Origin of the sequence: Allobosea lathyri (assembly GCF_900108245.1) — a bacterium.
Lineage (GTDB): Bacteria > Pseudomonadota > Alphaproteobacteria > Rhizobiales > Beijerinckiaceae > Allobosea > Allobosea lathyri.
Genome location: NZ_FNUY01000003.1, coordinates 483,158 through 508,482, shown reverse-complemented (window position 1 = coordinate 508,482; position 25,325 = coordinate 483,158). Strand labels below are relative to the sequence as shown.

Sequence of the window (25,325 nt, the reverse complement as noted above, 5' to 3'; positions counted from 1 at the left end):
CCGCAGGCCACGGTGCGTAAATCATGGCCTATCGCCTCGTCATATTCGACTTCGACGGAACGCTCGCCGACACCTTCCCCTGGTTCACCGGCGTGCTGAACGGCGTCGCCGAGCGCTATCGCTTCCGGCAGGTCGCCGCCCATGAGGTGGAAGCCTTGCGAGGGCTCAGCGCCCGGCAGATCATCGCCCATCTCGGCGTGGCCACCTGGAAGCTGCCCTTCATCGCCAGTCATATGCGTCGCCTGGCCAAACGCGACGGGGCACAGATCGCGCTCTTCGACGGGGCTGATGCGATGCTGCGCAGGCTCAGGGACGACGGTTTCGTGCTCGCTATCGCGAGTTCAAATTCCGAGCGCAATATCCGACGCACGCTGGGACCGGAAACCGCAGCCCTGATCACTCATTTCGACTGCGGGGCCGGTTTGTTCGGCAAGGCAGCAAAGTTCAGGCGGCTTGCGAGGAAGACCGGCATTCAGCACGTGCAAGCGATCTGTATCGGCGACGAGATCAGGGATGCTGACGCCGCGCGTCAAGCCGGCATGGCCTTCGGCGCCGTCTCCTGGGGCTTCACCAGAGTCGAAGCGCTGCAGGCGCAGCAGCCCGCCTTTCTCTTTCGCGAGATGGCTGAAATCGCCGACGGCCTCATTGCCACCGGGACTGCGAAAGCGCGCTGATCCGAGACTGGCCGCCCATTTCCGGGCATCCAGCCTCCCTCCCGCGCGCCTCCTATCGGCGAGTCTTGGTTCGGTTAATCAATTATGGATGGGTTAACAAGAACTGAAACAGTTAACAATTCCAAAACCCAGCGCTGTCATTTCTTACTTTCGTATTCCACACTGATTTATACTGACAGCTGATCTGCGATTACCGCGACGAATTACATAAAATTGTCCGCTTTCATTTCAAATGATATCCATTCGACCCCCGCATGTTCAGCCCCAGGGACGTGAAAGGGGACGACATGCTTTCAATTCGTAGGAAATTCATTGCTCCGGCGCTGGCCTTGGCCGCTCTTGGCCTGGGCGCGACCGCGGGACATGCGCAGCAGGGCGGCATCCCCATGGCCAGCCTGCCGATCTCGGCCTCCGGCGATGCGCGCGCTCCTTATGCGTGGACCGACTTCTGCAAGCGCACACCGGCCGAATGCCGCGTCGAGACCGGCGAGCCCGAGCGCGTCGAGATGACCCCCAAGCTCTGGAAGAGCATCGTCGCGATCAACAGCCGCACGAACCGAGAGATCGAGGCGGTCACCGACGATGATCACTGGGGTGTCGTCGACCGCTGGGATATCCCGACCGACGGCAAGGGCGATTGCGAGGACTACGCCTTGCTGAAGCGCAAGCGCCTCGCCGAGGCAGGTGTCCCGCGCCGCGCCATGCCGATGACCGTCGTGATCGACGAGGAGAATGCCGGCCACGCCGTGCTGATGATCCGCACCGATCGCGGCGACTTCATCCTCGACAACAAGCGCAACGCGATCCTGCCCTGGAGCCAGACGGGCTACGTCTACGTCAAGCGCGAGTCGCAGTACCGCACCGGCTGGACCTCGCTTGGCGGCGCCCAGACCCCGACCGTCGCGTCGGTTCGCTGAGACTGAAATCTGAGAGCAGCCACCGGGCTCAAGCGGCTGCTTCATGAATAGGGAGACGGGCGCCGGACCATTCCGGCGCCGCTCTCGACAAGGACGGCGAGGCTCGGTCACGTCCCCACCCACCCGTCCCCAAGGCCGGGTTTCGCCAGGGCCGGCCCCTCTCCCCGAGGGGTCGGCCCGCCTCTTTTTGAAGGCGGCGCCGCGCCGATCAGTCGAGGCGCTTGAGACCAGCCGCGAATTGCTTCCAGCGCTCGACATAGCCACGGGCCGAGCCGGCAATGCCGGCGGCTGCTGCCTCGTCAAGCGTGCGGATGGCGCGGGCGGGCGATCCGACGATCAGCGAATTATCCGGAAACTCCTTGCCTTCGGTCACGAGCGCATTGGCGCCGACGAGGCTGTTGCGGCCGATTTTCGCGCCGTTGAGCACGGTTGCTCCCATCCCGACCAGGCTGTTGTCGCCGATGATGCAGCCATGCAGGATGGCGCGGTGGCCGATCGTGCAGCCAACGCCGACCTTGAGCGGGGAGCCCATATCGGTGTGCAGCACGCAGCCTTCCTGGATGTTGCTACGCTCGCCGATCTCGATCCACTCATTGTCGCCGCGCAGCGTCGCGCCGAACCAGATCCCGACGCCGACACCGAGCCTGACCCTGCCGATCACATGGGCGTCGGGCGCCAGCCACCATTCGCCCTCGGGCGGAGTTTCGGGCGCAGTTCCATCGAGCGAGTAGAGCGGCATGGGCAAAATCCTTCCGGAAGCGATCGGACAGGATTGCAGGCTCGCCGCCAGCGGCGTCAAGCACCGCCGAGAAGATGCAGCAGGTCGAGCACCACGCGCCCCGACGCCATGCTCCAGAGCGAGGCGATCATGCTGGCCAGCATGACGAACATGAAGGGTCGCCCCTCGATGCGCCGGCCGCGCACGGTGTTGCGCAGGATCAGGAAGGGAGCGCTGAAAACCACGACAGGAACACTTGCCACCGCAGTAAAGCCGCCAGACTGCAGCAGGCGGAAATCGGCCCGCTGCTGGGTGAACAGCTCGAAGGCGCTTGCCAGCAGACCGGCAAAGGCGAAGCCGATGAACAGCGACTGGAGAGCCTCGAATGCAGCGGGTTCGATCGACACAACGGGAACTCCGGGCGTAAACGCCCGCGAACCCTGCCGCATGGTTTACGAAGTGTGAAGAAAACTCTTAAGCGTTGGTTAATTTCACGACCGCAGCGCCACCGGCGCGAACCCCGGCCCGTATGGTTTACGGGGCGTTAAGCGCGCGGTGCTTCATTGGAGAGACCAAGCTCTTCCCAAGGCGCCGGATGTGACCGCTTCCCTCTCGCACGACATGCCCGCACAGCACGCGGGACATCTGACGACAAGAGTTCGCTCGCGCCTGAAGCGCCCGCCCCCGCCCTTGCCGCGGGCCGATGCTGCGCTGTTCAAGGCAGTGGTGGCGATCATGCTCGCTGGCGCGGCCGCAACCGGAATCGCCCTCTACATGACCCGCAAGGGAGAGGACCGCGTGGCCGTGGTCCAGCCATCCCGTATCGGCGCGGTCGCGCTGATGGTGCCGCGAGATCTGACGGGCCTGGAAGATGACGACACCAGCCGCCTCGTCGGAATGGTCAGGCTCCGGCTGGACTGGCCGAGCCTTGGCCCGGCGCAACCCCAGAGTCGCAGCCGCCTCCTCGTCACGCTGAGTCCGCCCGATAAGGTCAACGAGCCGGCAACCCAGCTCTCGGTCTATGCCCGCTTCCTGACGCCCACCGTCTGGTCGAATCCAGGCGGGCTGGTGGTGCGCGGCTTCCGCAAGGGCTCGCCCTATGAGGGCGACGAGTTCTATGTCTCGGTTCCCGACGGGCGCGGCTTCGCGGCGCGCTGCCCTGTCGAGACCGGCACCGAACTCGACGAGCCCTGCCGGGTCACCTTCAGGCATCGCGGCATGGATGTGAACATCCGCTTCCCGCGCAGGATCATCGCCGATTGGGAGCTGATGCTGGGCGGCGTCCGCCGCACCGTCGACGGCATGATACGCTAGCGCATCGGCCCGAAAAGTGGATTGCGGTTTTCGGAAAAAGCCGATGCAAAATAGAGGCTTAGATCATCGGAGCGGATAAGATATCCGGTTCGATGATCTAGCGCCTACTCGGCACTGCGAGCCCTGCCGCCCCGGTCACGAACGTCTCAATCCTCGAGGTCGACGTCGAGGATTGCCATGGTGAAGTTGAACGAGCGGTCGCCGTCCTCGTCATCGACATGGATGATGCCGATGAACTCGTCCGCCAGATACACCTCGGCCGAATCGTTCTTCTTCATGCGTGCGCGCACGCTGATCGCATGGTTCGCGAAAGTGCGACGCAGATAGCCTTCGAGCTTTGCGAGTTCTGTCTTGTCCACGGTATCGGTCCTTTCAGAGTGGCGGGACGGATGCCATGGCAGGGCTTTCAGGGCAAGCAAAAGCCTGTTCGAGCTCAACGCAGACCCGGCGCGGCAGGACGCCGCGCGATGGTTGCATGACCACGCGCCGTGCAACGCGCCTGCCGCTTCCGCCTCGATCATGCCATGCTTGCCTCCCTCGAACACTCCAGATGGATCGTCCGATGACGCCTTGGTTGCCTGCCGCCCTGAGCTATGTTTCGAGCTGGCTCGAATTCCAGCGCCGCCACCACAATCAGCCGGGCTGTGCGGTCGCGATCGCCAGCGGAACGGAGATTGTGCTGGAAGCGGCCTTCGGCACCGCCGATATCGCGACAGGCGAGCCGCTGACACCGCGCCATGGCTTCCGGATCGCCTCACATTCGAAGAGCTTCACTGCCGCCGGCATCCTTCGGCTGGTCGAGGCCGGGCGCCTGCGCCTCGACGACAAGGTCGGCGGATTCGTGCCCGGTCTGCACCCCGACATCGCAGCCGTCACCCTCGCGCAGCTGCTGTCGAACAGCGCGGGACTGACTCGGGACGGCCCCGATAACGGCCAGTTCTTCGACCGCAAACCCTATTGCGACAAGGCTGAGCTGCTCGCGGACCTGGCGCAGGCACCGGTTTTTCCGGCCTCGCAGCGCTTCAAATACTCCAACCATGGTTTCGGACTGCTCGGCCTCGTCATCGAAGCGGCATCCGGCGAGAGCTATCGCGACTGGATTGCAAGGGAGGTCGTCGCGCCCGCCGGGCTGACCGAGACCCGGCCCGATATCGACCTCTGGGAGTCCCGCCCGATGGCCAAGGGGCATAGCCCGGCCATGCCGCTCGGCCGCCGCGTCGTCATCCCCGGCGACAATCCCTGCAATGCCATGATTTCGGCTGCCGGCTTCGTCGCCACCGCCGCCGATGTCGCGCGCTACTTTGCGCAGCTTTCGCCAAAAGCCGACAGCAGCATCCTGTCGCCCCTCAGCCGCCGCGAGATGAGCCGCCGCCTTTGGCCGGACGACGAAGCCAGCCTCGGCCGCCATTACGGGCTCGGAACGATCTCGGGCGGCGAGGACGACTGGGCCTGGTTCGGCCATTCCGGCGGCTTTCAGGGTTTCATCACGCGCACTGCCGTGCTGCCGCGGCAGGATCTGACGGTCTCGGTGCTGACCAATGCGATCGACGGCCTCGCCCATCCCTGGCTCGACGGCGTCGTCCACATCCTCAAGCGCTTTTCGGAACTTGGCGCCCCCTCGCCGACGACGCAGGATTGGACCGGCCGCTGGTGGAGCATCTGGAACGCCAGTGACCTCGTTCCCGTCGCCGATAAGGTGCTCTGCGCCAATCCGACGCTGTTCACGCCATTCCTGGACGCTGGCGAGATCGAGATCGAAACGCCAGACCGTGGCCGCATCGCCAGAGCCTCGGGCTTCAACAGCCCCGGCGAGAGCGCGCGACTTGTCCGCGACGAGGCCGGCAAGGTCGCCTCCATCTGGCTGGGCGGGGCGAAGCTCGTGACCGAGGAGGCACTTCGGGCTGAGATGGACGGGCGCTACACCCGGCCATAGGACCGCTTCGGCAAGAAGCAGCCGCGGCAGGCCGTCTTACATCGAAATATCATTCGAAAAGCCGCAACCTCCTGCGTTATCGTCGGGCCGGCGTCCCCATGAATCCCTCCCCGGCGCATAACAGCAGGCGCATGCCATGAGCCCTTTTGCAGTCGGTGGCATCGCGTTTCTCTGCGTGTTCGGCGCCGCCTTTGCCGGAATGCTGATGCGATCGCGGTTACCCGATCATCACCTGAACCCGGACTCAAGGGACGCAATCAAGCTTGCCACCGCCGTCATAGGCACGCTTTCGGCGCTCGCTCTTGGCCTCCTCATTGCCTCGGCCAAGCGATCCTTCGATGACGCGGGGGCCGAACAGAGAACCTCGGCAGCGCGCGTACTGCTGCTTGATCGTGTCTTGGCGCATTATGGGCCCGACGCCGGCGAAATCCGCGGAACGCTTCGCAAGCTCATGGAAGCGAGGTTGAGCAAGGCCAACGCCGCCAGCGAGGGATCGCTGGACGGCGGCCTTGATGTCGAGCCCGTTCAGGATGCGCTGCGAGACCTGTCGCCCCAGACCGAAGCCCAGCGCTGGCTGCAGTCTCGGGCGCTTCAGCTGAGCGGGCTGATCGCAGAAGCGCGCTGGCTGCGAACGGAAACGGAGGTCGGCGGATTCCCGGGAGCGTTCCTCGCCTTCCTGATCCTTTGGCTGGCCTTGCTCTTCGGCTCCTTCGGCCTCCTGGCGCCCGCCAATGGCACGGTCATCGCCATCTTCATCGTCTGCGCCCTGTCGATCACGGGGGCGCTGGTCCTGATCATCGATATGGACCACCCTTATCTCGGCTTCATCAGGATATCCGACACGCCCCTGAGGGAAGCCCTGGCGCGGCTGGGGCAACCCTGATGCGAAGCCGTCGCCGTCATCGCATGAAATGCAGCGTCCGGAAGCGTTGCCGAAACGCCGTCACATCCTTCGCGATGGCCTCGGCCGGCCGCGAGCCGTTGAGGCCCTCGGCGATATAACCGGCGAGCTCGGGCATGTCGGCTGGCGTCATGCCGAAGCGCACGATCTCGGGCGTGCCCAGCCGCAAGCCGTTCACATCGCCTGCGACGGCGGGAAGCGGCAGGCCGATGCCGCAGGTCAGCAGGTTGATCGCCCGCAGGCGCTTGGCTGCCGCCTGTCCGCCGCCATAGGCGCCGGCCTCGATCGCGAATTGATGCGAGGTGGTGATGCCGCGGTCGCGCGCGAAGACCGGCACCTGCCGCTCGACCAGCGCCTCGCCCAGTGCCTTTGCAGTCGCCGCCATCATCTGCGCATAGGCCCGGCCATGCTCCTTCCAGTCGAGCAGCGTGATCGCCAGCGACGCCGATTTGGCCGCATCGAAATTCGCGGTCAGGCCGGGATAGGCGACGGCATCGAGCCGCCTCGCGATATCCGCGTCATTGGTGACGATCAGCCCCGATGGCGGCCCGCCGAGGCTCTTATAGGTGCTCATCGTCATCAGATGAGCGCCCTCCTCCAGGGGCTGCTGCCAGCCATGGCCGGCGATCATGCCCGACATATGCGCGGCGTCGAACAACACGATCGCGCCGACCTCGTCGGCAATCGCGCGGATTTCGCGGATCGGATGCGCGAAGAGGTTGAGGCTGCCGCCGATGCTGATCAGCTTCGGCCGCAGGCGCAGCGCATCCTGCCGCAGCCGCTCGATATCGACCGTGTAGTTGACGGGATCGACAGGCGCGGGATGGGTGACGATGCCATAGAGCCCTGCCGCGCCGGCGCCATGATGAGTCACATGTCCGCCGATCTCGCCCGGCGGCGCGATGATGCAATCGCCGGCTTTTGCCGCGATCATGAAGGCATAGAGATTGGCGATGGCGCCAGACGGCACCCGGATCTCGGCATATTTTGCACCGAAGACCTCCGCTGCGAGCTCGGCGGCGATGATCTCGATCTGCTCGATAGCCTCCAGCCCCATCTCGTATTTGTCGCCGGGATAGCCGAGCGAAGGCCGCGCGCCGAGGCCAGCCGCCAGCGCAGCTTCCGCCTTCGGGTTCATCACATTGGTGGCGGGGTTGAGGTTGACGCAGTCCTGCTCGTGAATGACGCGGTTCTGCGTCGTCAGCTGGCCGATCCGTTCCGCGATGCCATCGAGCGACTGGCCGGCCGTCTCGGCGGCGATGCCGAGCACGTAGTCCTCGCTCGCTTCAGGAACCCAGTCGCGCCTGCCCAGAGCCGTCATAGATCGATCCTCCTCGCGGCGAGCCCGCATGATGCTGGATATGATCGGTTTGCGCGACTGCGCGCAAACGAGTAATCCTCGCTCGAAGGCAGAGAAAATCTCAGCCTCAGTGTTAACTCGGCCCTCATCCTGAGGAGTGCCGCAGGCGCGTCTCGAAGGGTGGTCCAGGAGGCTCCGGCGCAATCTGGATCATCCTTCGAGACGCCGCTTCGCGGCTCCTCAGGATGACGGCTCCAAAGAAAAGATGGTTATGCCCGTCAAACCGCCGCGCCGGCGCCTGCCGTCCCTCAACGCGTTGCGCGCCTTCGAAACAGCGGCGCGTTGCGGCAGCTTCGTCAAGGCGGCCGAAGAGCTTGGCGTGACAGCCGGCGCCGTCACCCAGCAGATCCGGCAATTCGAGACCTGGCTCGGCTTTCCAGTGTTTCAGCGTTTGGCGCAGGGTGTGATCCTGACCGATGCGGCGCGCGAGATCCTGCCCAGGTTGACGCGCGGCTTCGATACGCTTGGACTGGCCGTTCAGGACCTGCGCGACAGCCACCACGACCGGGCACTGACGATCGCGGCGCTCCCCTGTATCGCGCAGCTCTGGCTCTCGCCACGGCTGATGCCTCTGCAAAGCGCCTTTCCGGGCCTGCAGATTTCGGTCTCGGCCATGGAAGAGCCGCCCGATCCGCGCCGCGAACCCCATGATCTCGCGATCTTCTATCTGGACACAGAAGCAGCGTCGGGTGGCATGGCCGCGGGGCAGGCCGATGCGATCCTGCCGGTTTGCGCACCTGCTCTGGCCGCGACGATCGCGAGCCCGGCCGACCTCAGCAGGCACACCCTGCTCCATGATGCAGTCTGGCGTGGCGACTGGGCGCGCTGGCTCGCTTTCGCCGGCGCGGCAGCCAAGATCGACGCGACGCGCGGACCGACCTTCTCGCTCTATAGTCTGGCGCTCGACGCAGCATTGTCGGGCGCCGGCATCCTGATGGGCCGCACCAGCCTCGTCGCCGCGCACCTTGCAGACGGCAGACTGGTCGCACCTTTCGCCTTGGCGTTATCGACCCCCGACCGGCTGACGCTGATCACGGCGCAACCGGAGCACGCCCATCCGCGTCAGGCCGACATTGCCAAATGGCTGATGGAGTCGGTCTGAAGGCGCGAAACCGTTCAAGACTCGGAAGCACGTCGCCATTCCCTGGCAGGCCGTAGGCCTGAGCCCGGAATGACCGGAGGTCGGGGACTTCGATGCCGAAAGCTCAGATATAGGCGCCGCAATCGCCGGCGAGAATCTGATCCATCGAGCGGGCAGGCTCGGCACAACCGGCTTCGCCCACGACCTTTGCGGGAACGCCGGCTACCGTCTTGTTGCGCGGCACCGCCGTCAGCACAACCGAACCAGCCGCGACGCGCGCGCATTTGCCGATCTCGATATTGCCGAGGATCTTTGCGCCCGCGCCGATCAGCACGCCCTTGCGAATCTTCGGGTGACGATCGCCGCCCTGCTTGCCGGTGCCGCCCAAAGTCACGTCCTGCAGCATCGAGACATCGTCCTCGATCACCGTGGTCTCGCCGACGACGAGCCCCGTGGCATGGTCGAGGAAGATGCCCTTGCCGATCTTCGCGGCAGGGTTGATGTCGGTCTGGAAGACTTCCGACGAGCGGCTCTGCAGATAGAGCGCGAAGTCGCGCCGGCCCTGCTTGTGCAGCCAATGAGCCAGGCGGTGGCATTGCAAAGCGTGGAAGCCCTTGAAGAACAGCACCGGCTCCAGCAGCCGATAGCAGGCCGGGTCGCGGTCCAGCACCGCGACGACGTCGGCACGCATGCCCTGCCCGATCTCGGCATCATCGGCCAGCGCTTCCTCGAAAGCCTGCTCGATCAGGTCGGCAGCGACGGCCGGATGGCCGAGGCGGGCGGCGATGCGGTGGCTGACGGCGGATTCGAAGCCGGACTGATTCAGCACCGATGACACGATGAGGCTGCCCAGCGACGGCTCTGCCGCGATCGCCTGTTCGGCTTCGCGCCGCAGGCGGCTCCAGACGGGATCGACGCGGTCGAGCCCGGTGGCGACATCACGTGCTTCTACGACGGAGCGCCCTGACGGCATGATCATTCTCCGGAAAGGATGGTTTGGCGAAGACGACACTAGCACCAACTGCGCAATCCCCGCCAAACCCCGTTTGCAGGGCTGGCATGAATCAGCGTCTCAAGGCGCGGAATCGGAATGCGAACCGAAACCGCCAACCCATTGATGTAGAATAATTTTCTACACGAGACGCGCAGCTGCCACTTATTCTCACAAGCGCGTTAGGAAGTCGAGAACGGCCTGTTTGTGACTCTTGTCGCCAACGGCAAGGTTGTGGTCGCGGCCCTCGATGGCGAAGGATTCCGCGCCGGGGATCAGGTCTGCGAGCTCCGGCCCGGAGCCTGCGACATCGTCCTTCGTGCCGACACTGACAAGCGTCGGCAGCGTGATCCGGCCGACTTCTTGAGCGCTCAACGTCTGGCGCGAGCCCCGGATACAGGCCGCGAGCGCCCTTAGATCGCTCTTCGTCGCATCGGCAAAGGCGCGGAACATGCGCTGCATCGGGTCGGTGAGGACATCGAGCGACGGCGCCTCCATCGCATCCGCGATACCGAGCGGCAGGCCGACGCCTTCGACCAGATGGATGCCGAGCCCGCCCAGAAGCAGGGCGCGGACCCGGTCAGGATGCGCCAGCGCCAGATGCGCCGAAATCCGCGCGCCCATCGAATAGCCCATCACGAAGGCGTGGGGGATATCGAGATGGTCCATCAGCCGCCGCACATCCTCGGCCATGATCTGCGACGAATAGGCTGCGGGATCATAGAGCTTTTCGCTCTGGCCATGGCCGCGATTGTCGAGCGCGACGACGCGATAGCCGGCATGGGTCAGCGTCTTCGTCCATTGGGTGTTGACCCAGTTGACCATATGGCTGGAGCCGAAACCATGGACGAGCACGATGGTCTCACCCTTCGGCACATCGTTGGTCGGCGCCAGATCGATGAAGGCGAGTTGGACGCCGTCGGAAGAAAAGCTTTGCATGGCGGGCCGTCGCTTGGCGGTTGGCTGGATGTCCCACCTGCCATGCGAGCGCGGCTTTGGGTAGCCGCCCCGACGCGGCTTGCCTATGAAGACGGATATGAACCGCACGGCGTCTTCCGCAATCACCCCCCTCTCCCGCTCGCGCATCGACCTCGTCGATCTCGCGCGCGGCCTCGCGCTGCTGGCGATGTTCGTCTTCCACTTCGCCTATGACCTGTCCTATTTCGGCCTGATCGACGTCGACGTCCCCGCTGAGCCGGGCTGGCGCATCTTCGCGCGGCTGATCGCCGGGTCCTTCCTCGCCCTCGTCGGTGTCAGCCTCGTGCTGGCGACGCGCAACGGCCTGAACCGGGCGGCCTATCTCAAGCGCCTTGCCATGGTCGCAGGCGCAGCCGCGCTGGTGACGCTCGGAACCTGGTTCGCGATGCGGCCGAGTTTCATCTTTTTCGGCATCCTCCACCATGTCGCGGTCGCCAGCGTGCTCGCTCTGCCCTTCCTGCGCCTGCCGACGATCGCCATTGCGGCTTCGGCTGCACTTGCCTTCGCCCTACCCTGGCTGGTGACGCATCCGCTGCTGGACCAGCCCTGGGCGGTGTGGCTCGGCCTATCCCGAATGCCGCTGCAAACCGCGGATTTCGTACCGGTCTTTCCCTGGTTCGGCTGTGTGCTTGCCGGAATGACCGTGGCGAGGCTGCTGCTGCCGACGCTGGACACGGCGCGCTGGGCCCGCTGGCGCGCGACCGCCCGGCCCGCACGGCTCGTGGCCTGGGGCGGGCGCCATAGCCTTCTGGTCTATCTGGTGCACCAGCCGCTTTTCATCGGCGCGCTGATGCTGGCGATGCAGTTCATCGTCCTGCCGGCGCCGGAAGAGCAACCCTTTCTGCGCTCCTGCCAGCGCAGCTGCGCGGCCGGCAGCCTGGGCGCGAATGCCTGCGAGCAGCTCTGCGCCTGCACCGTCGACGAGCTCAAACGCGAGAGCCTCTGGCGCAAGGTGCTGGACAATTCGATGAACCCCGAGGAAACCGCCCGCACCACCCGCCTCGCGCAAGCCTGCTACGCGCGTTCATCGAAACGCCCCTGAGGCAATCTCGCACTGGCGCGGGCAGGCCCGGCGCGATAGTTTGCGGCGGCATCACATTCGAAGAGCGACGATCATGGCCGATCACGGCATTCCGCATTTCCACAACGACACCGGCGTCGCCGTCATTCATGTCGGCGCGCATGAGTTCATGTGCATCGGCGCCAAGCCGCCCTTCGATCACCCCCATGTCTATCTCGACATGGGCGCCGATCACGAGATCGTCTGCCCGTATTGCTCGACCCTGTTCAAATATGACGCCTCGCTGAAGGCCGGCACATGTGTGCCGCCGGAGAGCGCCCATCACGAGGACGCCAAGGCAGCCTGACTCAATAAGGCAGCCTGACTCGATCAGGCCGCCTGCCCCGATAAGGCGGCCTGATCCGATTCGGCAGCGGAAGAGTTAAGGGGCTTCCGCGCTTCGGTTGAGTCCGAATTCTCATCGCCAAGGACCCTTACCTTTGTCTCCTCCGCATATCCTGATTGCCGGCGCCGGAATTGGCGGATTGGCGGCTGCGATTTCATTGGCGCGACGCGGGATCTCCGCGACCATCGTCGAGAAGCGAACCGGTTTTGGCGAGACCGGCGCCGGCCTTCAGCTCACGCCCAATTCCGGGCGCGTTCTCGACGCGCTCGACCTGAAGCTTCAGCTCAAGCGCGTCAGCGTCTCCTCGCATGGCCTCGTGATTCGACGCTGGAGCAGCGGCGCAAGCCTGCTTGAAATGCCCTCCGATCCGCAGAGCCTGCCGACGCCGTTCCGGCTGCTGAAGCGCAACGATCTGCATACGGTCCTGCTCGACGCGGCCCGCACGCTCCCCAATGTCAGGCTCGTCGTCGGACGGGGCCTCACCGAGATCACCCAGGATGCAGACGGCGTCACGGCGACGCTTGCGGGCCAGTCAGGCCAGAACGAGACGCTGCGCGGGCTCGGGCTGATCGGCGCCGACGGGCTGTGGTCGCGCGCGCGGGAATTGAGCGGCGATCGTTCGCCGCCGGTCTTCACAGGTTTTGAGGCCTGGCGCGCTCTGGCGCCCGCAGCCGCGGGACAGGCTAAGGCTCGCGTCAACCTGCATCTCGGCGCAGGTTGCCATGCGGTGCATTATCCGGTCGCTGGCGGCCGGGAAACCAATATCGTCATCATCCGCTCGGCCAAGGAGGCGCGCGAAGGCTGGTCCCGCGACGGCGACAAGCGCGTGCTGATGGCGCAAATCGCGGGTGCATCCCGCGAGCTGCAGGAACTCGTGGCCGCAGCCGGCGACTGGCAGGTCTGGTCGCTGTTCGACAGGAAGCCTGCAGCCATGGCCGACGGCCGCATCGCGCTGCTTGGAGATGCCGCCCACCCCGTCCTGCCCTTCCTCGCGCAGGGTGCCTCGCTGGCGATAGAGGATGCGGCCGTGCTGGCCCGCATGCTAGCCGAGCGCCTCGGTCGCGATGGCTCCGCGGGCGTGGCGTCTGCCATCAGCGATTATGCCGCAGCGAGAGCCGCCCGTGTCGCCCGCGTGCAGCAGGCCAGCCGCGAAAACGGGAGAAACTATCATTTCGGCCGTCCCTGGAGCTTTGCGCGCGATTACGGCCTGAAACGCCTCGGCGCTGAGGGCCTGCGGCGGCGCTACAACTGGCTCTACGACTGGCAAGACAGCTGAGAGCGACAAGATACCTGAAATCGCCGCGCCATCTCGCACTCGCCGTATTTCGTCACTATCTATTGCTCATGTGGCATCGAACGGAAGCGACATGATCCGCGTCAATCTCAATGAGCAGCTCAGCCGCCGCCCGGCCGGCATGCCCCGCTGGGCAGCTTGGCTCGCCATGGCCGGCAGCCTCGTTGTCGGCGTCACGCTGTTCCTGATCGCAGCGAGCCTTGCGCTGATCCTGATCCCGATCATCGCGATCGTCGGTGCGGTCGCGATCTGGCGTCTCAAGGCCAAGCTGAAAGCCGCCGGCCTCGATCAGCCCGGCCCATTCCCGCAGCAGCCTAGGCAAGCAGGACGTGTCGAGATCATCGACGCCGAATATCGCATCATCGAGCCCGGCGAGCCGCCGCGTCGCTGACGGTAGACAGCGTCGTCAAGCCGGCGAGCCGCCTCACTCGACTCGGCTGACCAGCACCTTGTCGATCCTGCGGCCGTCGAGATCGACGACTTCGAAGCGCCAATGGCCCTTCTCGAAGACCTCGCCGACATTGGGCAGATGGTTCAATTCGGCCAGGATGAAGCCTGCAACCGTCTGGAAATCGGCATCGCGCGGGATGTGGATGCCGAGCTCATGCGAGAATTCGTCGACCTGCATCCAGCCGGCGACGAGATAGGAGCCATCCGCACGCGTCACGATCGGCGGCTCGCTCTCTTCCTCTTCCTGGAAGGCACCGATGATCGCCTCCAGCACGTCGCCCGGCGTGATGATGCCCTCGAAATGGCCGTACTCGTCGAAGACCAGCGCCATATGCACGCGCGACGCCCTGATCTCGCGCAGCACATGCAGCGCGCCGGCAGTGTCCATCACTACGGGAGCCTCGTTGACCAGCCCAAGCAGGTCATGTGTACCGCCATCCGACAGGAAATCGATCAGATCCTTGACCACGACCACGCCGATGATGGAATCGGACTCGCCCTGCTGTACAGGCAGGCGTGAGCGGCGGGTGGCACGCAGCTGCGCGCGGATCTCGTCGGCGGTATCGGCGAGGTCGATGACCTCGACCTCGCGCCGGGGTGTCATCAAGGCGCGCGCCGAGCGATCGGCCAGCCGCATCACACCCGAGATCATCTCGCGCTCGTCGCGCTCCAGCACGCCGGCGGTCTCGGCTTCCGCGATGATGGTGCGAACCTCTTCTTCGGTGACCCTCTCATCCGACTCGCCCTTCTGGCCGAGCAGGCTCAGCACGGCGCGGCCGGACAGATCGAGCAGGAAGACAAGCGGCGCACCGATCTTGGCGATCAGCGACATGGCCGGAGCGACACGCGCCGCGACACGCTCGGGATCGCGCAATGCGATCTGCTTAGGTACCAATTCGCCCAGTATCAGCGAGAGATAGGTGATCGCGACCACGACGACGCCGACGCCGAATCCATCGGCAGCTCTGGGAGACAGGCCTTGCGTGCTGAGCCATTCAGAGAGGCGCGCACCCAGCGTCGCACCCGAAAAGGCGCCCGAGAGCACGCCGACCAGCGTAATGCCGATCTGCACGGTCGACAGGAAGCGGCCAGGATTATCGGCAAGGCGGATCGCGATGGTCGCGCCTTTGTTGCCTTGGTCGCTGAGAACTTTGAGCCGGGCTGGGCGGGATGAAACGACGGCGAGTTCGGACATGGCGAGCAGACCGTTGATCACGGTCAGAGCCAAGACGATCAGTATTTCGGTTAACAAAACCAGCCCGCGCCATACGAAACCGCACTCGTCAGCGGCTCGCTTCTGGGCTCCTTATAGCGTATCGCCGCCGCGTGGCGATGGGCCGCATAAAAGATTCATAGGCGCATCATGACCGGGCAGCCACCGAAACCCTGGGATCCCTCGACGCAGCCTGCGCCGGCCGACGACCCGCGCCTCCACGCGCCGGCGACCGCGCGCAACCGCGATGCGATCCTCGACGTGCTCCGCGAGATCCTTCCGGCCTCCGGCCGCATCCTCGAAATCGCCAGCGGATCGGGCGAACATATCCTGCATTTTGCCAGGGCCCTGCCCTTGCTGACCTTCCAACCGAGCGACCCGAGCCCTCAAGCGCTCGCGAGCATCGAGGCCTGGACCGCAGACAGCGAGGCCGCGAATATCAGCCCACCGCTTCTCCTCGACGCCGCAGCGCCCGCCTGGCCCGCATGCGGCCCCATCGACGCGATCCTCTGCATCAACATGATCCATATCGCGCCCTGGGCCGCGACCGAAGGATTGCTGCGGCAGGGCGGCGCCATGCTGCGGGAGGGAGCGCCGCTCTATCTCTACGGCCCCTATCGCCGCGCCGACCGCCCGCTCGAACCAAGCAACGCAGCCTTCGACGAGAGCCTGCGCGCCCGCAATCCCGATTGGGGCCTGCGCGACCTCGAAAAGGTAGCCGCCGTCGCAACGGGCGCAGGCTTTTCCGGGCCGAAGGTGACCGAGATGCCGGCGAACAATCTGAGCCTGATCTTCAGGAAGGAATCGCGCCGCTAAAGGCCAGGACCTTGCTCTGCCCGCCCGCATGGCAAGACCAGCCTCTATATCATTGAAATCGCTTGCTTATTGCTGTTTTGACAACATATGCCCAAGGCGAGCGACCATGCCCCCTACCAGTGCACGGCAAAACTACCCATGCACATGAGGATGACGAATACAGAGAGCCAAAGCCACACATCGAGCTCCGACCATATAGGCGGCTTGATGTGAAGAAGCATGTTGCCCTTTCAGCCACATAGCCGACGTTGGTGGCCGCGGCTTCAGAGGAATATTTGTGCTAATTGCTATTCGCAGAGAACCCCTGGAACAGGGCAATCTCGCCTCTCAGGAACTTGACCTCGGCAGGACCTCTGATGGCCGTAAGGCTTCGGTGGCAATGTTTTCCGATACATCCCGTCAGGATATCTTCCAGCGCTCGCGCTGAGAGCATGCTGAGAAACTCGACCTCGCGTTCATGCCGATACGCTTCCGATTCTTTCGTTATGAGCGCGCCTGTCAGAACGGATCTGACAAGATCAGGCGCGGCAACGATCTTCAGCAGGCGGTTTTGAAACATAATGACCTCCGCAGTATCAACTTTGAGGAGGACCGCTAAGTTCCTTTCAATTTGAAGTTGAAGATTCGGCCGGACAGCGGCGCGATCGGCGGGCGATGAAAGCGCTGGCGTTATTGGCCGGGCCGGCCAGATAACGGATCGAGCTTCAATGACTTAAAGGGGTTTGGTGCGGACGGCGGGGATCGAACCCGCATAGCCTTGCGGCTGAGAGATTTTAAGTCTCTTGCGTCTACCAGTTTCGCCACGTCCGCTTGTGGCCAGCGGTAGCGGGCGGACGTTCACTGCGCAAGCGCTTCCCCATTGTCCGCCACGAAGCCGTTCAGTGGCGGCGCGCCGGCTTGTACCATTCGACCCCGTCGGGATCGACATAGAGGCCCGGCGCGACATCCGCGCCGATGCGCTTCTGCTCCATCGGCACGCGGACCGTGTCGTCGCGGTCGCCGCGCTTGACGTAAGGAGCGCCGCTTTGCGGATCGTGGCCGCGCGCGCCGCGAGAATTGACGAGGCCGACGGTCGCCTGGCGACCCGCCACCTTATCCTGCAGTTCCGTCACCGGGCGTCCCGCAAAGGCGATGCGGCCTGTCCCCTCGACCACCGGCAGAGCCCGTCGGCCGGCGCCCTCGCCCGCGATGCGCACGCCGGTGAAGCGCGGGACATAGGTGGCGCCGCCCTTGCCGAAAGCGTTCCAGCCACCGGTCGAAACGATTTGCGCGCCACAGCGCTTATGGCTGCGCTCGCACAGGGCGCGCGAGGCATAGCGCGGCGCCTTCTGCTCGAATTCGGCGCGGGCATTGCGATAGGCGAATTCGCACTGCTCCGGCGTCAGCAGCGCCGCCTCGACGCATTCGTCGCGCCGCTCATAGACAGCGCCCTGCGCCTGTGCGGCGAGTTCGGCCGGAGCTGCGAGGGTCAAGGCAGGCGTGAGCGCGGCAATGCGCAAAGCGGCATACAAGGTGGAAGCCGACATCATGATCATGCGCCGCACCATAATCATGATTGTGGCTTCACAGCAGCGAACGCCGCGAGGCCGCAAGCTCGCGCGTCGCCGCATAATCGATCTTGCCATTGCCGAGCACGGGAATCGAATTCGTCACCAGAATCGCGCGCGGCATCCACAATTCGGGAAAGCCCTGCTCCTTTGCCGCCGCCTGCAAAGCGCCCCGTTCGGCATTGGGCTTTTCGGTGACGAGCACGAGCTGCTCGCCCTTGCGTGCATCAGGCAGCGCGACCACGACATGGTTCTGGTCGGGCCAAAGCCCCGCGATCATCGATTCGACGGCCGCCAGCGAAATCATCTCGCCGCCAAGCTTGGCGAAGCGCTTCGCCCGGCCCTTGATGACGACGAAACCATCGTCGAGCGTGACGATATCGCCGGTGTCGTGCCAGCCGCCCTCGGGCGGCACGATCTGGCCGGGATGCTCGGCGCTGAGATAGCCTGCCATGATGTTGGGCCCGCGCACGCAGAGCTTGCCGCCGTCGGTGATGCCCTCGACGGGATCGAGCCGCGCCTCGATGCCGGGCAGCAGCCGCCCGACGCTGCCCTCGCGCGTCGCGACCGGCGTGTTGCAGGCCAGCACCGGCGAGCATTCCGTGCAGCCATAACCTTCGAGAATCGTGGTGCCGTAGGGCTCCCACATCCTGCGCGTATCGGGCTTCACGCGCTCGGCCCCGGCGACGACGTAGCGCACGCTTTTCAAATCGTCGGGGTCCGCCGCCCGGGCATAGCCCTGCAGGAAGGTGTCGGTCGCGAACAGGAAGGTGCAGCCCATCTCGCCGATCAGCTTCGGTACCTGTTTGTAGTGCAGGGGGCTTGGATAGAGCACGACCTTCATGCCGCTCAGCAGCGGCATCAGCAGCCCGGCCGTCAGCCCGAAGGAGTGGAACGCCGGCAGCGGGTTCATCACGATATCGCGCTCGGACAGAAAGCCCGCGGCAAGCGCGAAGATCTGACGCGCGTTCGAGACCAGATTGGCATGGCTGAGCACCACGCCCTTGGGTTTGCCTTCCGTGCCCGAGGTGAACAGCACGACCGCCGGCTCGTCGGGCTTGGCTTCGTAGGCGCGGTGAACCAGCCCGGGCGCGAGGCTCTGCAACGCTCCCAGCGCCTTGTCGAGGCTGGTGATCTGCTTGCGGACATCCTCAAGATAGATGACCTGCCGCCCCGCTGCGAGGGCCTCCAGCTCGTCGTCGAGCTTGGCCTGGTCGATGAAGCGACGCGAGGTAACGATGGTCTTGAGTTCCGCCAGATCTCCGGCCGCCTTCAGATTCTTGGCACCGGCCGTGAAATTCAACAGCGCGGGCACGCGGCCAAAGGCAGTGAGGCCGAACAGCGTCACCGCCATGCCCTGCACATTGGGCAGCAGCAGGCCGACCCGCTCGCCGGCTTGCGTCACGCCGGCGAGCTTGCGCCCCAGCACCAGTGCGCCGAGCACCAGCCGGCCATAGGTGATCGGCTTGCGCTCGGGATCCTCAAGCGCCACGCGGCCCTTGCCATGGCGCGACGTCGCCTCAAGCAAAGCGCGAAACAGGGTGATGCGAGCGGAGGCAGCATCGAAAGACTGGGCATTGAATTCGGCGGCGGCCATATCTGGCTCGTCTCCCGGCTGGCTGTTTCCTCGGGCGTCAACCTAAGCAGATCGAGCCGCATTGCAACGAAACACCGGAATTCGGATGTGCATCGGGCCGCGGAAAAGCCGCGCCGTTTTTCCGCGCGGCTGGCTACCCAAACGCCCCGATCTCATGCTGGATCGCGCCTGAAATCTCGCGCAGGAGTTCGAACAGCGCCTGCATCGGCGCAAACACGTCGCGATGCAGCGCCTCATAGGTGCCGCCCTCGCGCGGGCCGGGCGGCTCGCCGAAATCGAGGCCGATCGTCGGGTCGGGCTTGAGCGGAAAGATTTCAGCCAGGAGTGCCAGCGAGGCCGGAACGTCGAGCCTCAGCAGCCGCTCGATCAACCCCTCCCGGGTCAATCCCGCATGCGGGCGGAAGTCCGGGATATGCGCCGAGGCAAGCCAGATGCGATGCATCGCGGCAAGCCGGAGCGCATGCAATGCAACGAGCCGCACCGGCATTTCCGGCGTATCGTCCGCCACCGCCTTGAGCTTCAGCGAATCCGAAGACAGCCGCCAGAACAGGCGCCGCAAGGCCGGCGCGAGCTCCAGCCGCGAGAGCGCGTCGGCCACCGCCAGCAGCTCGTCGCGGCGGCCTTCCCTCACCGTCCGTCGCGCACGGTCGAACCAGCTGCCGGGGTCGAGCGTGTCGAGATAGGCGCGCAGCACGTCGAGATCGCTGTTGGCCATGGCATGTTCGGCCAGCCTGTAGGCACGGTCGAACCGATCCGATCGCTCGCGCATTGCCTTGAACAGATCGGGCGCGCGCGACGCGGCATGGCCGATGCCGTGAACGCTGTTCGCCAGCCAGCCGAGCTGCTGCAGGATCGCGTTGTTGGGAATAGCCCGCAATTCGCGGGGATGGCGGATACTCACCGGCCCGCCGGCATCGCTCTGGCGCGCGGCCGGCCGCGACCCGGTCTTGTCCAGCAGCGACGGGCCGAAGGTGCCGATCAACGCTGCATAGCCGGGGTCGTCGACCAGTGTGGTCATCTCCTCCCGGACCGTCTGAAAGAACTCCGTCGCGAAATCCGGCTCGTCATAGATCGGATCGGCCGGTGCATCCTTGCCCGTATCGAACACGGCTTCCGCGATACGCCCGATCGTTGCCGAGGCCAGCTGCGGCGTGCCGAAGAGGAGATAGCCGTCGCTACCCTGGAAGCTGGTCTCGCGCACCGTCTTCACGCCGGCCCGTGCGAAGGCCTGCCGGGCCCAGGCCGGTTCGAGATAGGCCAGACGGTCGGCAAGGCTGCCGGGATGGGCACCACGCCCGACCGACTCGCCATGGGTATCGAAGATGACTAGTTCGATATCGGCGAGATCGTAGCGCGTCAGCAGCTCGCAGATCCGGATGCGCAACCGCTCGACCCAGAAGGTCGATGCGACCTGACCGATATAGCGGCCCGAATCCGAATAGCCGAACTGAATGCAGAGCCGGCCATGCACCTTGAGATAATCGCGGAAATGCGGGCTGCGCAGCGCCTCGTCGATGATGCGCGGTCCCTGCTCCAGCGCGTCGGAGGTCTCGAACAGCGGCGAGATCTCGACCCGGTCGGCAATGCCGAATCGGCTCGCCAGCCAGAGCGCGCTGAGCAGCGTGTAGCCGGTCTCCGTCTCGGCGACGAGGAAACGCACCGGCCGCGAACCATCGACATGTTTCACGATCTGCGCGATCGTCATCACCATGCGCGTCGCAGAGGCGCGCTCCGCCGCCAGGGCCCCGAAATCGATCGCGATCGGCTCGACCTTGCCGAGCAATGCATTGACGGCGGAGAGGAACGCCCGCCGTTGCGCCGGCTGGCTCGGCTCCTCTTCGAGCGGGATGGCGGCGCGCATCGCATTGTGAAGCTGCGAGGCGTTCAACCTGAAATGCGGCAGCGCGATCGACACGCCATGCGCGACGCAACCGGCCTTGACGAGACACAGCGCCATCGTCGTCTCGTCGTCGCCGGACTGGGCCAGCGCCGCATCGAGCGCCGCAATCAGGCGCGACGCCTCGGGCAGCGCCTCCTCGCGCTCGTGAACGAGCGAAAGCGAGAAAGCCTGCAACGCAACGAGGTCCGGCTGCGACGTAATCGGCGGCGCAAGCGCCAGCTGACGTTCGACCGCGGCCAGCGCACTGGTGACGAGATCGCGTACCCCGGCCGCCGCCGGGCCCTGTGGCAGCTTCTCCAGAACGCGGGCGAACTGGCCGCTTTTTGATTCCAGCCGATAGCGCAGCGTGTCCCACCAGCCGATATCGGTACGACCGTCAGTGTCGCAGCCAACCCAGGAGGCAAGGGTGACGGAGCGCGGCACCAAGGTGTTCCAGCGCTCCGGCCAGTGTTGCTTGGCCTCGAAGAGCACGGCGGCGTTCAGCCGGTCGATCGCATCGCGGGCATGGCGGACGGCAAAGCGCGCCTGCTCGAATTCGTCCTGCAGCGTGATCCGGCCATCGGGCCGGAAGGTAAGGTCGGCGTCCTCGACCACGGCGAGGCCCGCCGCGCCACCCGAAGCCAGATCGGCCAGCGCATGCGCCAGCCGCCTGGACATGCCGAAGGTCGGGTGTGCCGTGAAGACGGCCGCGAAACGCGCCCTTTCGACGGAAGCCTTGAAGCTCTCGAAGGGCTCAGACTCCCCATTCGCCTCGGAAACCAGCCGTTCCGCGAGAGCGGCAAGCGGTCGCTCGCCCTCGGTATCCAGCCCGACATAGTGACCGACGCGCACCGCTCGCTGCAGTAATGCCTCCCGGCCGAGATGCCGCACAAGTTCGAGGGCGCCCTCGATCGTCAGCTCGCCGCGATCCATCCGGCGCGTCAGCCAGAGCGTCACGCGCAGGACCGGATTGCCAAAGGGATCGTCGCGCGAATCGCTGCGAGCCTGGACGATTTTCGCACGCAGCTCGGCAGCCAGCGCGGCAATCTGTCCGGCAGATCCTGCGCCTTCGATCACATCAGCCATCGTCACGCCTCTCGTTGCGAGAGGGAGGTAGGCAATTTTTGGACCTTCGTCGAGACGTCCTTGCGATCGCGCGGCGCAGCTGTCGTCAGGCCACGCGAATCTCGTGGCCTGTCACAGGCGCAATCCAGTCGACCGCCTCCCCGGCGGGGAGAGCCTTCGAGAACAGGAACCCCTGCCCTAGCGGGCAGCCCAGAGCCTTCAAGGCCTCCAGCTGTGCCGGCGTCTCGATGCCTTCCGCAACGACATCCATGCCGAGGCTCGCGCCCAGCCGGAGCATCGTCTCCAGGATGGCGCGATCCTGCGGCGAGCTCAGGAAGCGCTGCACGAAGGATTTGTCGATCTTGATGACGTCGATCGGGTAGCTGCGGAGGTGGACGAGCGACGCATAGCCCGTCCCGAAATCATCGAGTGCGACGCGCATGCCGCTTTGCTTCAGCCGCTCCAGCAGCCGCTTGATCGGGCCGCGCTCATTGTCGAGGAAGACGCCTTCGGTGACTTCGACCTCGATCATCTCCGGCTTCAACCCATGATCGGCGATACGCTCGATCAGCGCATCGGCAAAACGATGGTCGTTGAGCTGCGATGTGCTGAGATTGATCGCGATGGTTCCGAAATCGAGCCCCGAACGGTGCCAGAGACCGGCCTGCCTTATCGTCCTCTCGATGACCCATTTCCCAAGGCGCGCCGAAAGCTCGGGGTCCGCGAAGGCGGCCTGGAATGCGCCGGCTGCGATGACCTGCCCGTTGGGCATGCGGCGACGCAGAAGCGCCTCGAAGCCTGACAGGCTGTTGTCCAGCAGCCGCAGCTTCGGCTGGTAGTGGAGCTCAAGCTGATCCTGCACGAGGGCCTTTGCCACGTCGCGCACGGTCTCGAAGCGCTTATCGCCCTCTGCCTTCATCTGCGGATTGAAAATCCGGAACGTGTTCTTGCCCTTCGCCTTTGCCGCATAGAGGGCAATATCGGCATAGGTGAACAGGTCGGCCGGGCGGCATCCAGCGATGGTTTGCGGGAAGGCGATGCCGACCGAAGCGCCAAGCTGGAAGGAATGCTCGCGCCAGACGATAGGCTGCCTCAACTCGTCGAGGACGCGTTCCGCAAGCGCCTCACCTTCGGTCCGATTGAACTCCGGGCTCATCAGCGCCGCGAATTCATCCCCGCCGATTCGCGCGACCAGCACGGCCTCGCTGCAGACGCTGCGAAGCCGGGCTGCGACCTGTTTCAGGCATTCATCGCCCAGTGCGTGGCCAAAGCTGTCATTGACCTGCTTGAAGCCGTCGAGATCGACCAGCAGCAATGGTCCGATCGAAACCCGGCCGACGGCCGCCTCGTCCAGGCGCGACAGGACGGCCTGGAACCGGCTGCGATTGGCCAGGCCGGTCATGACGTCGGTTTCCGCGAGGAAGCGGGTTCGATCCCACAGCGCCCTCTCCGCGGTAATGTCCTGCTTCATGCCGAAGATGCGCACGGCCACGCCGTTCTCGCTCTCCACATCGGCCGTCAGCCGCATCCAGCGCTGTTTGCCGAGTGCGGTCGTGATGCGGGCGTCGAGCGTAAAGCCGCCCTGCTCCCGGATCGCCTTGGCGCGCAGGGCTTCCATCTCCCGGCGCGATACCGGATCGTACATCGCAACGGTCCGCGCCCTGTCGATGGCCGATCCGCGCGGCAGCTCGAAGAGATCGTAGACGCCATCGGTCCAGCGCAGGGTATCGGCGTTTGTCAGGTCGCATTCCCACACGCCGATTTTGGTGGCTGCCGAGGAGCGATCGAAGATTTTCTTGCTATGCGCCAGGGCCGCTTCGCGTTCGCCAAGCAGGCTCGACGTCGCCTCCAGCTCCCGTCTCAGGCCGTCGACCTGCTGCCGCAGCCGATCGAGCTCACTGTCGCGAGGCTCGCGCCGGGCTTCCTGACCTGCGTTCTGATCTTCGGGCAGGTGGTGATCGCGCACGACCGTGCTCTTTTCCGACTGAGATATCCGCTCCGGGAATCATGCTAGTGCGCAGTCGATTAATCATTTGTTAGCCGCGATTGAAAGGCTGCCTTTTGTGTCCGCGGCGTGGATTTTTAAGCACAGGCCGGCTGTGCCATGCGTTCCGTTCCTGTCCGTCGCACCAGGCTGGCGCTTGCCGCGGCCTGCCGCTGTCGGGCATAGGACGCCGCTGCAATTGACGGCCTCCCTGCTGCGCCTTGTCCCGAAAGCTCCCGCGTGAATCACGCCGTCCGCCCGCAGGCCGTATCCGCCGCCACCCCGATCGCCGGGCCATCCGAGGCAAAGCCCTGGCTTGGCATCGCCTGCGGCCTGATCGCGACATTGATCTGGGGCGTTCAGGCGGTAGTCTCACGACAGTCGGTCGCTGACGGGCTGACGGCCGCGGATGTGACGATCCTGCGGTTTTCAGCCGCCGCTCTCGTCCTGCTGCCATGGGCGCTTTGGCGCATGCGCCCCTTCCCTGTCGGAGCTCTCGGCTGGCGGCGCGCGCTTGTCCTGACGCTGCTGGCCGGCGCGCCCTACAGCCTCGTCCTGATCGGCGGAGCCGCCTTCGCACCGGCGCTGCATAGCTCGATCATAACGCCCGGCTTGATCCCGATCTTCACCGCCGGATTGGCGTTCCTGCTGTTCCGCGAGCGCGCCGGACTGGCACGTCTGGCCGGCCTCCTGCTCGTCGTGGTCGGCGTCGCGATTTTCTCGTGGGACACGCTGCTGGGAGCCCCTGCCCGCGCGGGTGCCTGGATCGGCGATCTGCTCTTCGTGCTGACCGCCGTGATGTGGTCGTGCTTTGGGCTGCTGGCCAGGCGGTGGGGCGCGAACGCGATCGAGGTCACCATAGCGACCTGCCTGCTCTCGCTGCTCCTGCTGCCGGTCGTTGCGCTGGTGCTGCCGATCCGGCTCGCGCAGGTCGGGCTCGGCGCCCTGGCGCTGCAGGCGCTCTATCAGGGCGTGCTGGTCGGCGTCGCCGCGCTGTTCTTCTATACGCGGGCGGTCGCGCTGCTGGGCGCGGCGCGCACCGCGCTCTTCCTGCCGCTGGTACCGGTGGTGACGGCGCTGGCGGCAGCCCTGCTGCTGGCGGAATGGCCATCCCCGGCTGAAGTCGTCGGAATGGCCGTGGTGATCACGGGCATGACGATCGCCTTCACGGCCAGGAGCCCAGCCTGAACCCTTGTCCGCCTAAGCT

General features: G+C 65.2%; 24 protein-coding genes and 1 tRNA gene. 12 read left to right on the top strand and 13 right to left on the bottom strand.

Annotation, left to right across the window (positions count from 1 at the left end; genetic code table 11):
- Positions 1 to 23 precede the first annotated feature (23 nt).
- Together C4S73_RS09950 and C4S73_RS09945 are read left to right on the top strand one after the other, a co-directional pair.
- On the top strand, positions 24 to 674 hold the full coding sequence (locus tag C4S73_RS09950) for an HAD hydrolase-like protein (RefSeq protein ID WP_103872301.1): 651 nt from the start codon (positions 24 to 26) through the stop codon (positions 672 to 674).
- Positions 675 to 961: 287 nt separating this feature from the next.
- Positions 962 to 1,591 (top strand): transglutaminase-like cysteine peptidase, encoded by a 630-nt coding sequence (locus C4S73_RS09945; protein ID WP_103872300.1) that lies wholly within the window; start codon positions 962 to 964, stop codon positions 1,589 to 1,591.
- A gap of 208 nt (positions 1,592 to 1,799) precedes the next feature.
- On the opposite strand, the gene C4S73_RS09940 is transcribed toward C4S73_RS09945, so the two are convergent.
- Both C4S73_RS09940 and C4S73_RS09935 read right to left on the bottom strand, forming a co-directional pair.
- Positions 1,800 to 2,330 (bottom strand): gamma carbonic anhydrase family protein, encoded by a 531-nt coding sequence (locus C4S73_RS09940; protein ID WP_103872299.1) that lies wholly within the window; start codon positions 2,328 to 2,330, stop codon positions 1,800 to 1,802.
- A gap of 56 nt (positions 2,331 to 2,386) precedes the next feature.
- On the bottom strand, positions 2,387 to 2,716 hold the full coding sequence (locus tag C4S73_RS09935; RefSeq protein ID WP_103872298.1) for a DUF6949 family protein: 330 nt from the start codon (positions 2,714 to 2,716) through the stop codon (positions 2,387 to 2,389).
- A gap of 190 nt (positions 2,717 to 2,906) precedes the next feature.
- Here C4S73_RS09935 and C4S73_RS09930 point away from each other — a divergent pair, with 190 nt between their 5' ends.
- Positions 2,907 to 3,623 (top strand): hypothetical protein, encoded by a 717-nt coding sequence (locus C4S73_RS09930; protein ID WP_146071313.1) that lies wholly within the window; start codon positions 2,907 to 2,909, stop codon positions 3,621 to 3,623.
- A gap of 146 nt (positions 3,624 to 3,769) precedes the next feature.
- On the opposite strand, the gene C4S73_RS09925 is transcribed toward C4S73_RS09930, so the two are convergent.
- A complete protein-coding gene (locus C4S73_RS09925) occupies positions 3,770 to 3,982 on the bottom strand; it encodes a DUF3126 family protein (RefSeq protein ID WP_069692221.1) in 213 nt (70 codons plus the stop codon).
- 203 nt (positions 3,983 to 4,185) lie between these two features.
- On the opposite strand from C4S73_RS09925, the gene C4S73_RS09920 reads away from it, so the two are divergent.
- Positions 4,186 to 5,556, top strand: coding sequence for a serine hydrolase domain-containing protein (locus tag C4S73_RS09920; RefSeq protein WP_103872455.1), 1,371 nt, complete (start codon positions 4,186 to 4,188; stop codon positions 5,554 to 5,556).
- A gap of 136 nt (positions 5,557 to 5,692) precedes the next feature.
- Complete coding sequence (locus tag C4S73_RS09915) at positions 5,693 to 6,439, top strand: bestrophin-like domain (protein WP_103872296.1); 747 nt, start codon at positions 5,693 to 5,695, stop codon at positions 6,437 to 6,439.
- Between the two features lie 16 nt (positions 6,440 to 6,455).
- Here the strand turns inward: C4S73_RS09915 and C4S73_RS09910 are convergent, their stop codons facing one another.
- Positions 6,456 to 7,778, bottom strand: a complete 1,323-nt coding sequence (locus tag C4S73_RS09910; RefSeq protein WP_103872295.1) for a serine hydroxymethyltransferase — start codon at positions 7,776 to 7,778, stop codon at positions 6,456 to 6,458.
- Positions 7,779 to 8,028: 250 nt separating this feature from the next.
- Here C4S73_RS09910 and C4S73_RS09905 point away from each other — a divergent pair, with 250 nt between their 5' ends.
- Positions 8,029 to 8,919: a LysR family transcriptional regulator gene (locus C4S73_RS09905; protein ID WP_103872294.1), complete on the top strand. Its 891-nt coding sequence runs from the start codon at positions 8,029 to 8,031 to the stop codon at positions 8,917 to 8,919.
- 103 nt (positions 8,920 to 9,022) lie between these two features.
- Here C4S73_RS09905 and cysE read toward each other — a convergent pair whose 3' ends face one another.
- Both cysE and C4S73_RS09895 read right to left on the bottom strand, forming a co-directional pair.
- Positions 9,023 to 9,871 carry a serine O-acetyltransferase gene (gene cysE / locus C4S73_RS09900; protein ID WP_200827973.1) on the bottom strand — a complete coding sequence of 283 codons (849 nt, stop codon included), beginning with the start codon at positions 9,869 to 9,871 and terminating at the stop codon, positions 9,023 to 9,025.
- Between the two features lie 189 nt (positions 9,872 to 10,060).
- Positions 10,061 to 10,828: an alpha/beta fold hydrolase gene (locus C4S73_RS09895; protein ID WP_103872292.1), complete on the bottom strand. Its 768-nt coding sequence runs from the start codon at positions 10,826 to 10,828 to the stop codon at positions 10,061 to 10,063.
- A 97-nt stretch (positions 10,829 to 10,925) separates the two neighbouring features.
- Here C4S73_RS09895 and C4S73_RS09890 point away from each other — a divergent pair, with 97 nt between their 5' ends.
- The 4 genes from C4S73_RS09890 to C4S73_RS09875 all read left to right on the top strand — a co-directional run bounded on the left by C4S73_RS09890 (position 10,926) and on the right by C4S73_RS09875 (position 13,958).
- Positions 10,926 to 11,909: an acetyltransferase domain-containing protein gene (locus C4S73_RS09890; RefSeq protein ID WP_160115714.1), complete on the top strand. Its 984-nt coding sequence runs from the start codon at positions 10,926 to 10,928 to the stop codon at positions 11,907 to 11,909.
- Between the two features lie 73 nt (positions 11,910 to 11,982).
- Positions 11,983 to 12,234 (top strand): zinc-finger domain-containing protein, encoded by a 252-nt coding sequence (locus tag C4S73_RS09885; RefSeq protein WP_103872290.1) that lies wholly within the window; start codon positions 11,983 to 11,985, stop codon positions 12,232 to 12,234.
- A 133-nt stretch (positions 12,235 to 12,367) separates the two neighbouring features.
- The gene (locus C4S73_RS09880) at positions 12,368 to 13,549 is read left to right on the top strand and encodes an FAD-dependent monooxygenase (RefSeq protein ID WP_160115713.1); all 1,182 of its coding nucleotides are present in this window, start codon (positions 12,368 to 12,370) and stop codon (positions 13,547 to 13,549) included.
- Positions 13,550 to 13,640: 91 nt separating this feature from the next.
- Positions 13,641 to 13,958 carry a hypothetical protein gene (locus tag C4S73_RS09875; RefSeq protein ID WP_103872288.1) on the top strand — a complete coding sequence of 106 codons (318 nt, stop codon included), beginning with the start codon at positions 13,641 to 13,643 and terminating at the stop codon, positions 13,956 to 13,958.
- Between the two features lie 33 nt (positions 13,959 to 13,991).
- Here the strand turns inward: C4S73_RS09875 and C4S73_RS09870 are convergent, their stop codons facing one another.
- Complete coding sequence (locus C4S73_RS09870) at positions 13,992 to 15,254, bottom strand: hemolysin family protein (protein WP_200827980.1); 1,263 nt, start codon at positions 15,252 to 15,254, stop codon at positions 13,992 to 13,994.
- A gap of 126 nt (positions 15,255 to 15,380) precedes the next feature.
- On the opposite strand from C4S73_RS09870, the gene C4S73_RS09865 reads away from it, so the two are divergent.
- Complete coding sequence (locus tag C4S73_RS09865) at positions 15,381 to 16,046, top strand: DUF938 domain-containing protein (protein WP_103872286.1); 666 nt, start codon at positions 15,381 to 15,383, stop codon at positions 16,044 to 16,046.
- Positions 16,047 to 16,326: 280 nt separating this feature from the next.
- On the opposite strand, the gene C4S73_RS29040 is transcribed toward C4S73_RS09865, so the two are convergent.
- The 6 genes from C4S73_RS29040 to C4S73_RS09835 form a co-directional block, all read right to left on the bottom strand.
- Positions 16,327 to 16,605, bottom strand: a complete 279-nt coding sequence (locus C4S73_RS29040; protein ID WP_103872285.1) for a DUF7696 family protein — start codon at positions 16,603 to 16,605, stop codon at positions 16,327 to 16,329.
- Positions 16,606 to 16,769: 164 nt separating this feature from the next.
- A tRNA-Leu gene (locus C4S73_RS09855) sits at positions 16,770 to 16,856 on the bottom strand.
- Between the two features lie 68 nt (positions 16,857 to 16,924).
- Positions 16,925 to 17,575 carry a DUF1190 domain-containing protein gene (locus C4S73_RS09850; protein WP_160115712.1) on the bottom strand — a complete coding sequence of 217 codons (651 nt, stop codon included), beginning with the start codon at positions 17,573 to 17,575 and terminating at the stop codon, positions 16,925 to 16,927.
- Between the two features lie 34 nt (positions 17,576 to 17,609).
- Positions 17,610 to 19,190 (bottom strand): AMP-binding protein, encoded by a 1,581-nt coding sequence (locus C4S73_RS09845; RefSeq protein ID WP_103872283.1) that lies wholly within the window; start codon positions 19,188 to 19,190, stop codon positions 17,610 to 17,612.
- Between the two features lie 133 nt (positions 19,191 to 19,323).
- Positions 19,324 to 22,155: a phosphoenolpyruvate carboxylase gene (locus C4S73_RS09840; RefSeq protein WP_103872282.1), complete on the bottom strand. Its 2,832-nt coding sequence runs from the start codon at positions 22,153 to 22,155 to the stop codon at positions 19,324 to 19,326.
- A gap of 85 nt (positions 22,156 to 22,240) precedes the next feature.
- Positions 22,241 to 24,100, bottom strand: coding sequence for a putative bifunctional diguanylate cyclase/phosphodiesterase (locus tag C4S73_RS09835; RefSeq protein ID WP_103872281.1), 1,860 nt, complete (start codon positions 24,098 to 24,100; stop codon positions 22,241 to 22,243).
- 258 nt (positions 24,101 to 24,358) lie between these two features.
- Here C4S73_RS09835 and C4S73_RS09830 point away from each other — a divergent pair, with 258 nt between their 5' ends.
- A complete protein-coding gene (locus C4S73_RS09830) occupies positions 24,359 to 25,306 on the top strand; it encodes a DMT family transporter (RefSeq protein WP_103872280.1) in 948 nt (315 codons plus the stop codon).
- The last annotated feature ends 19 nt before the right edge of the window (positions 25,307 to 25,325 follow it).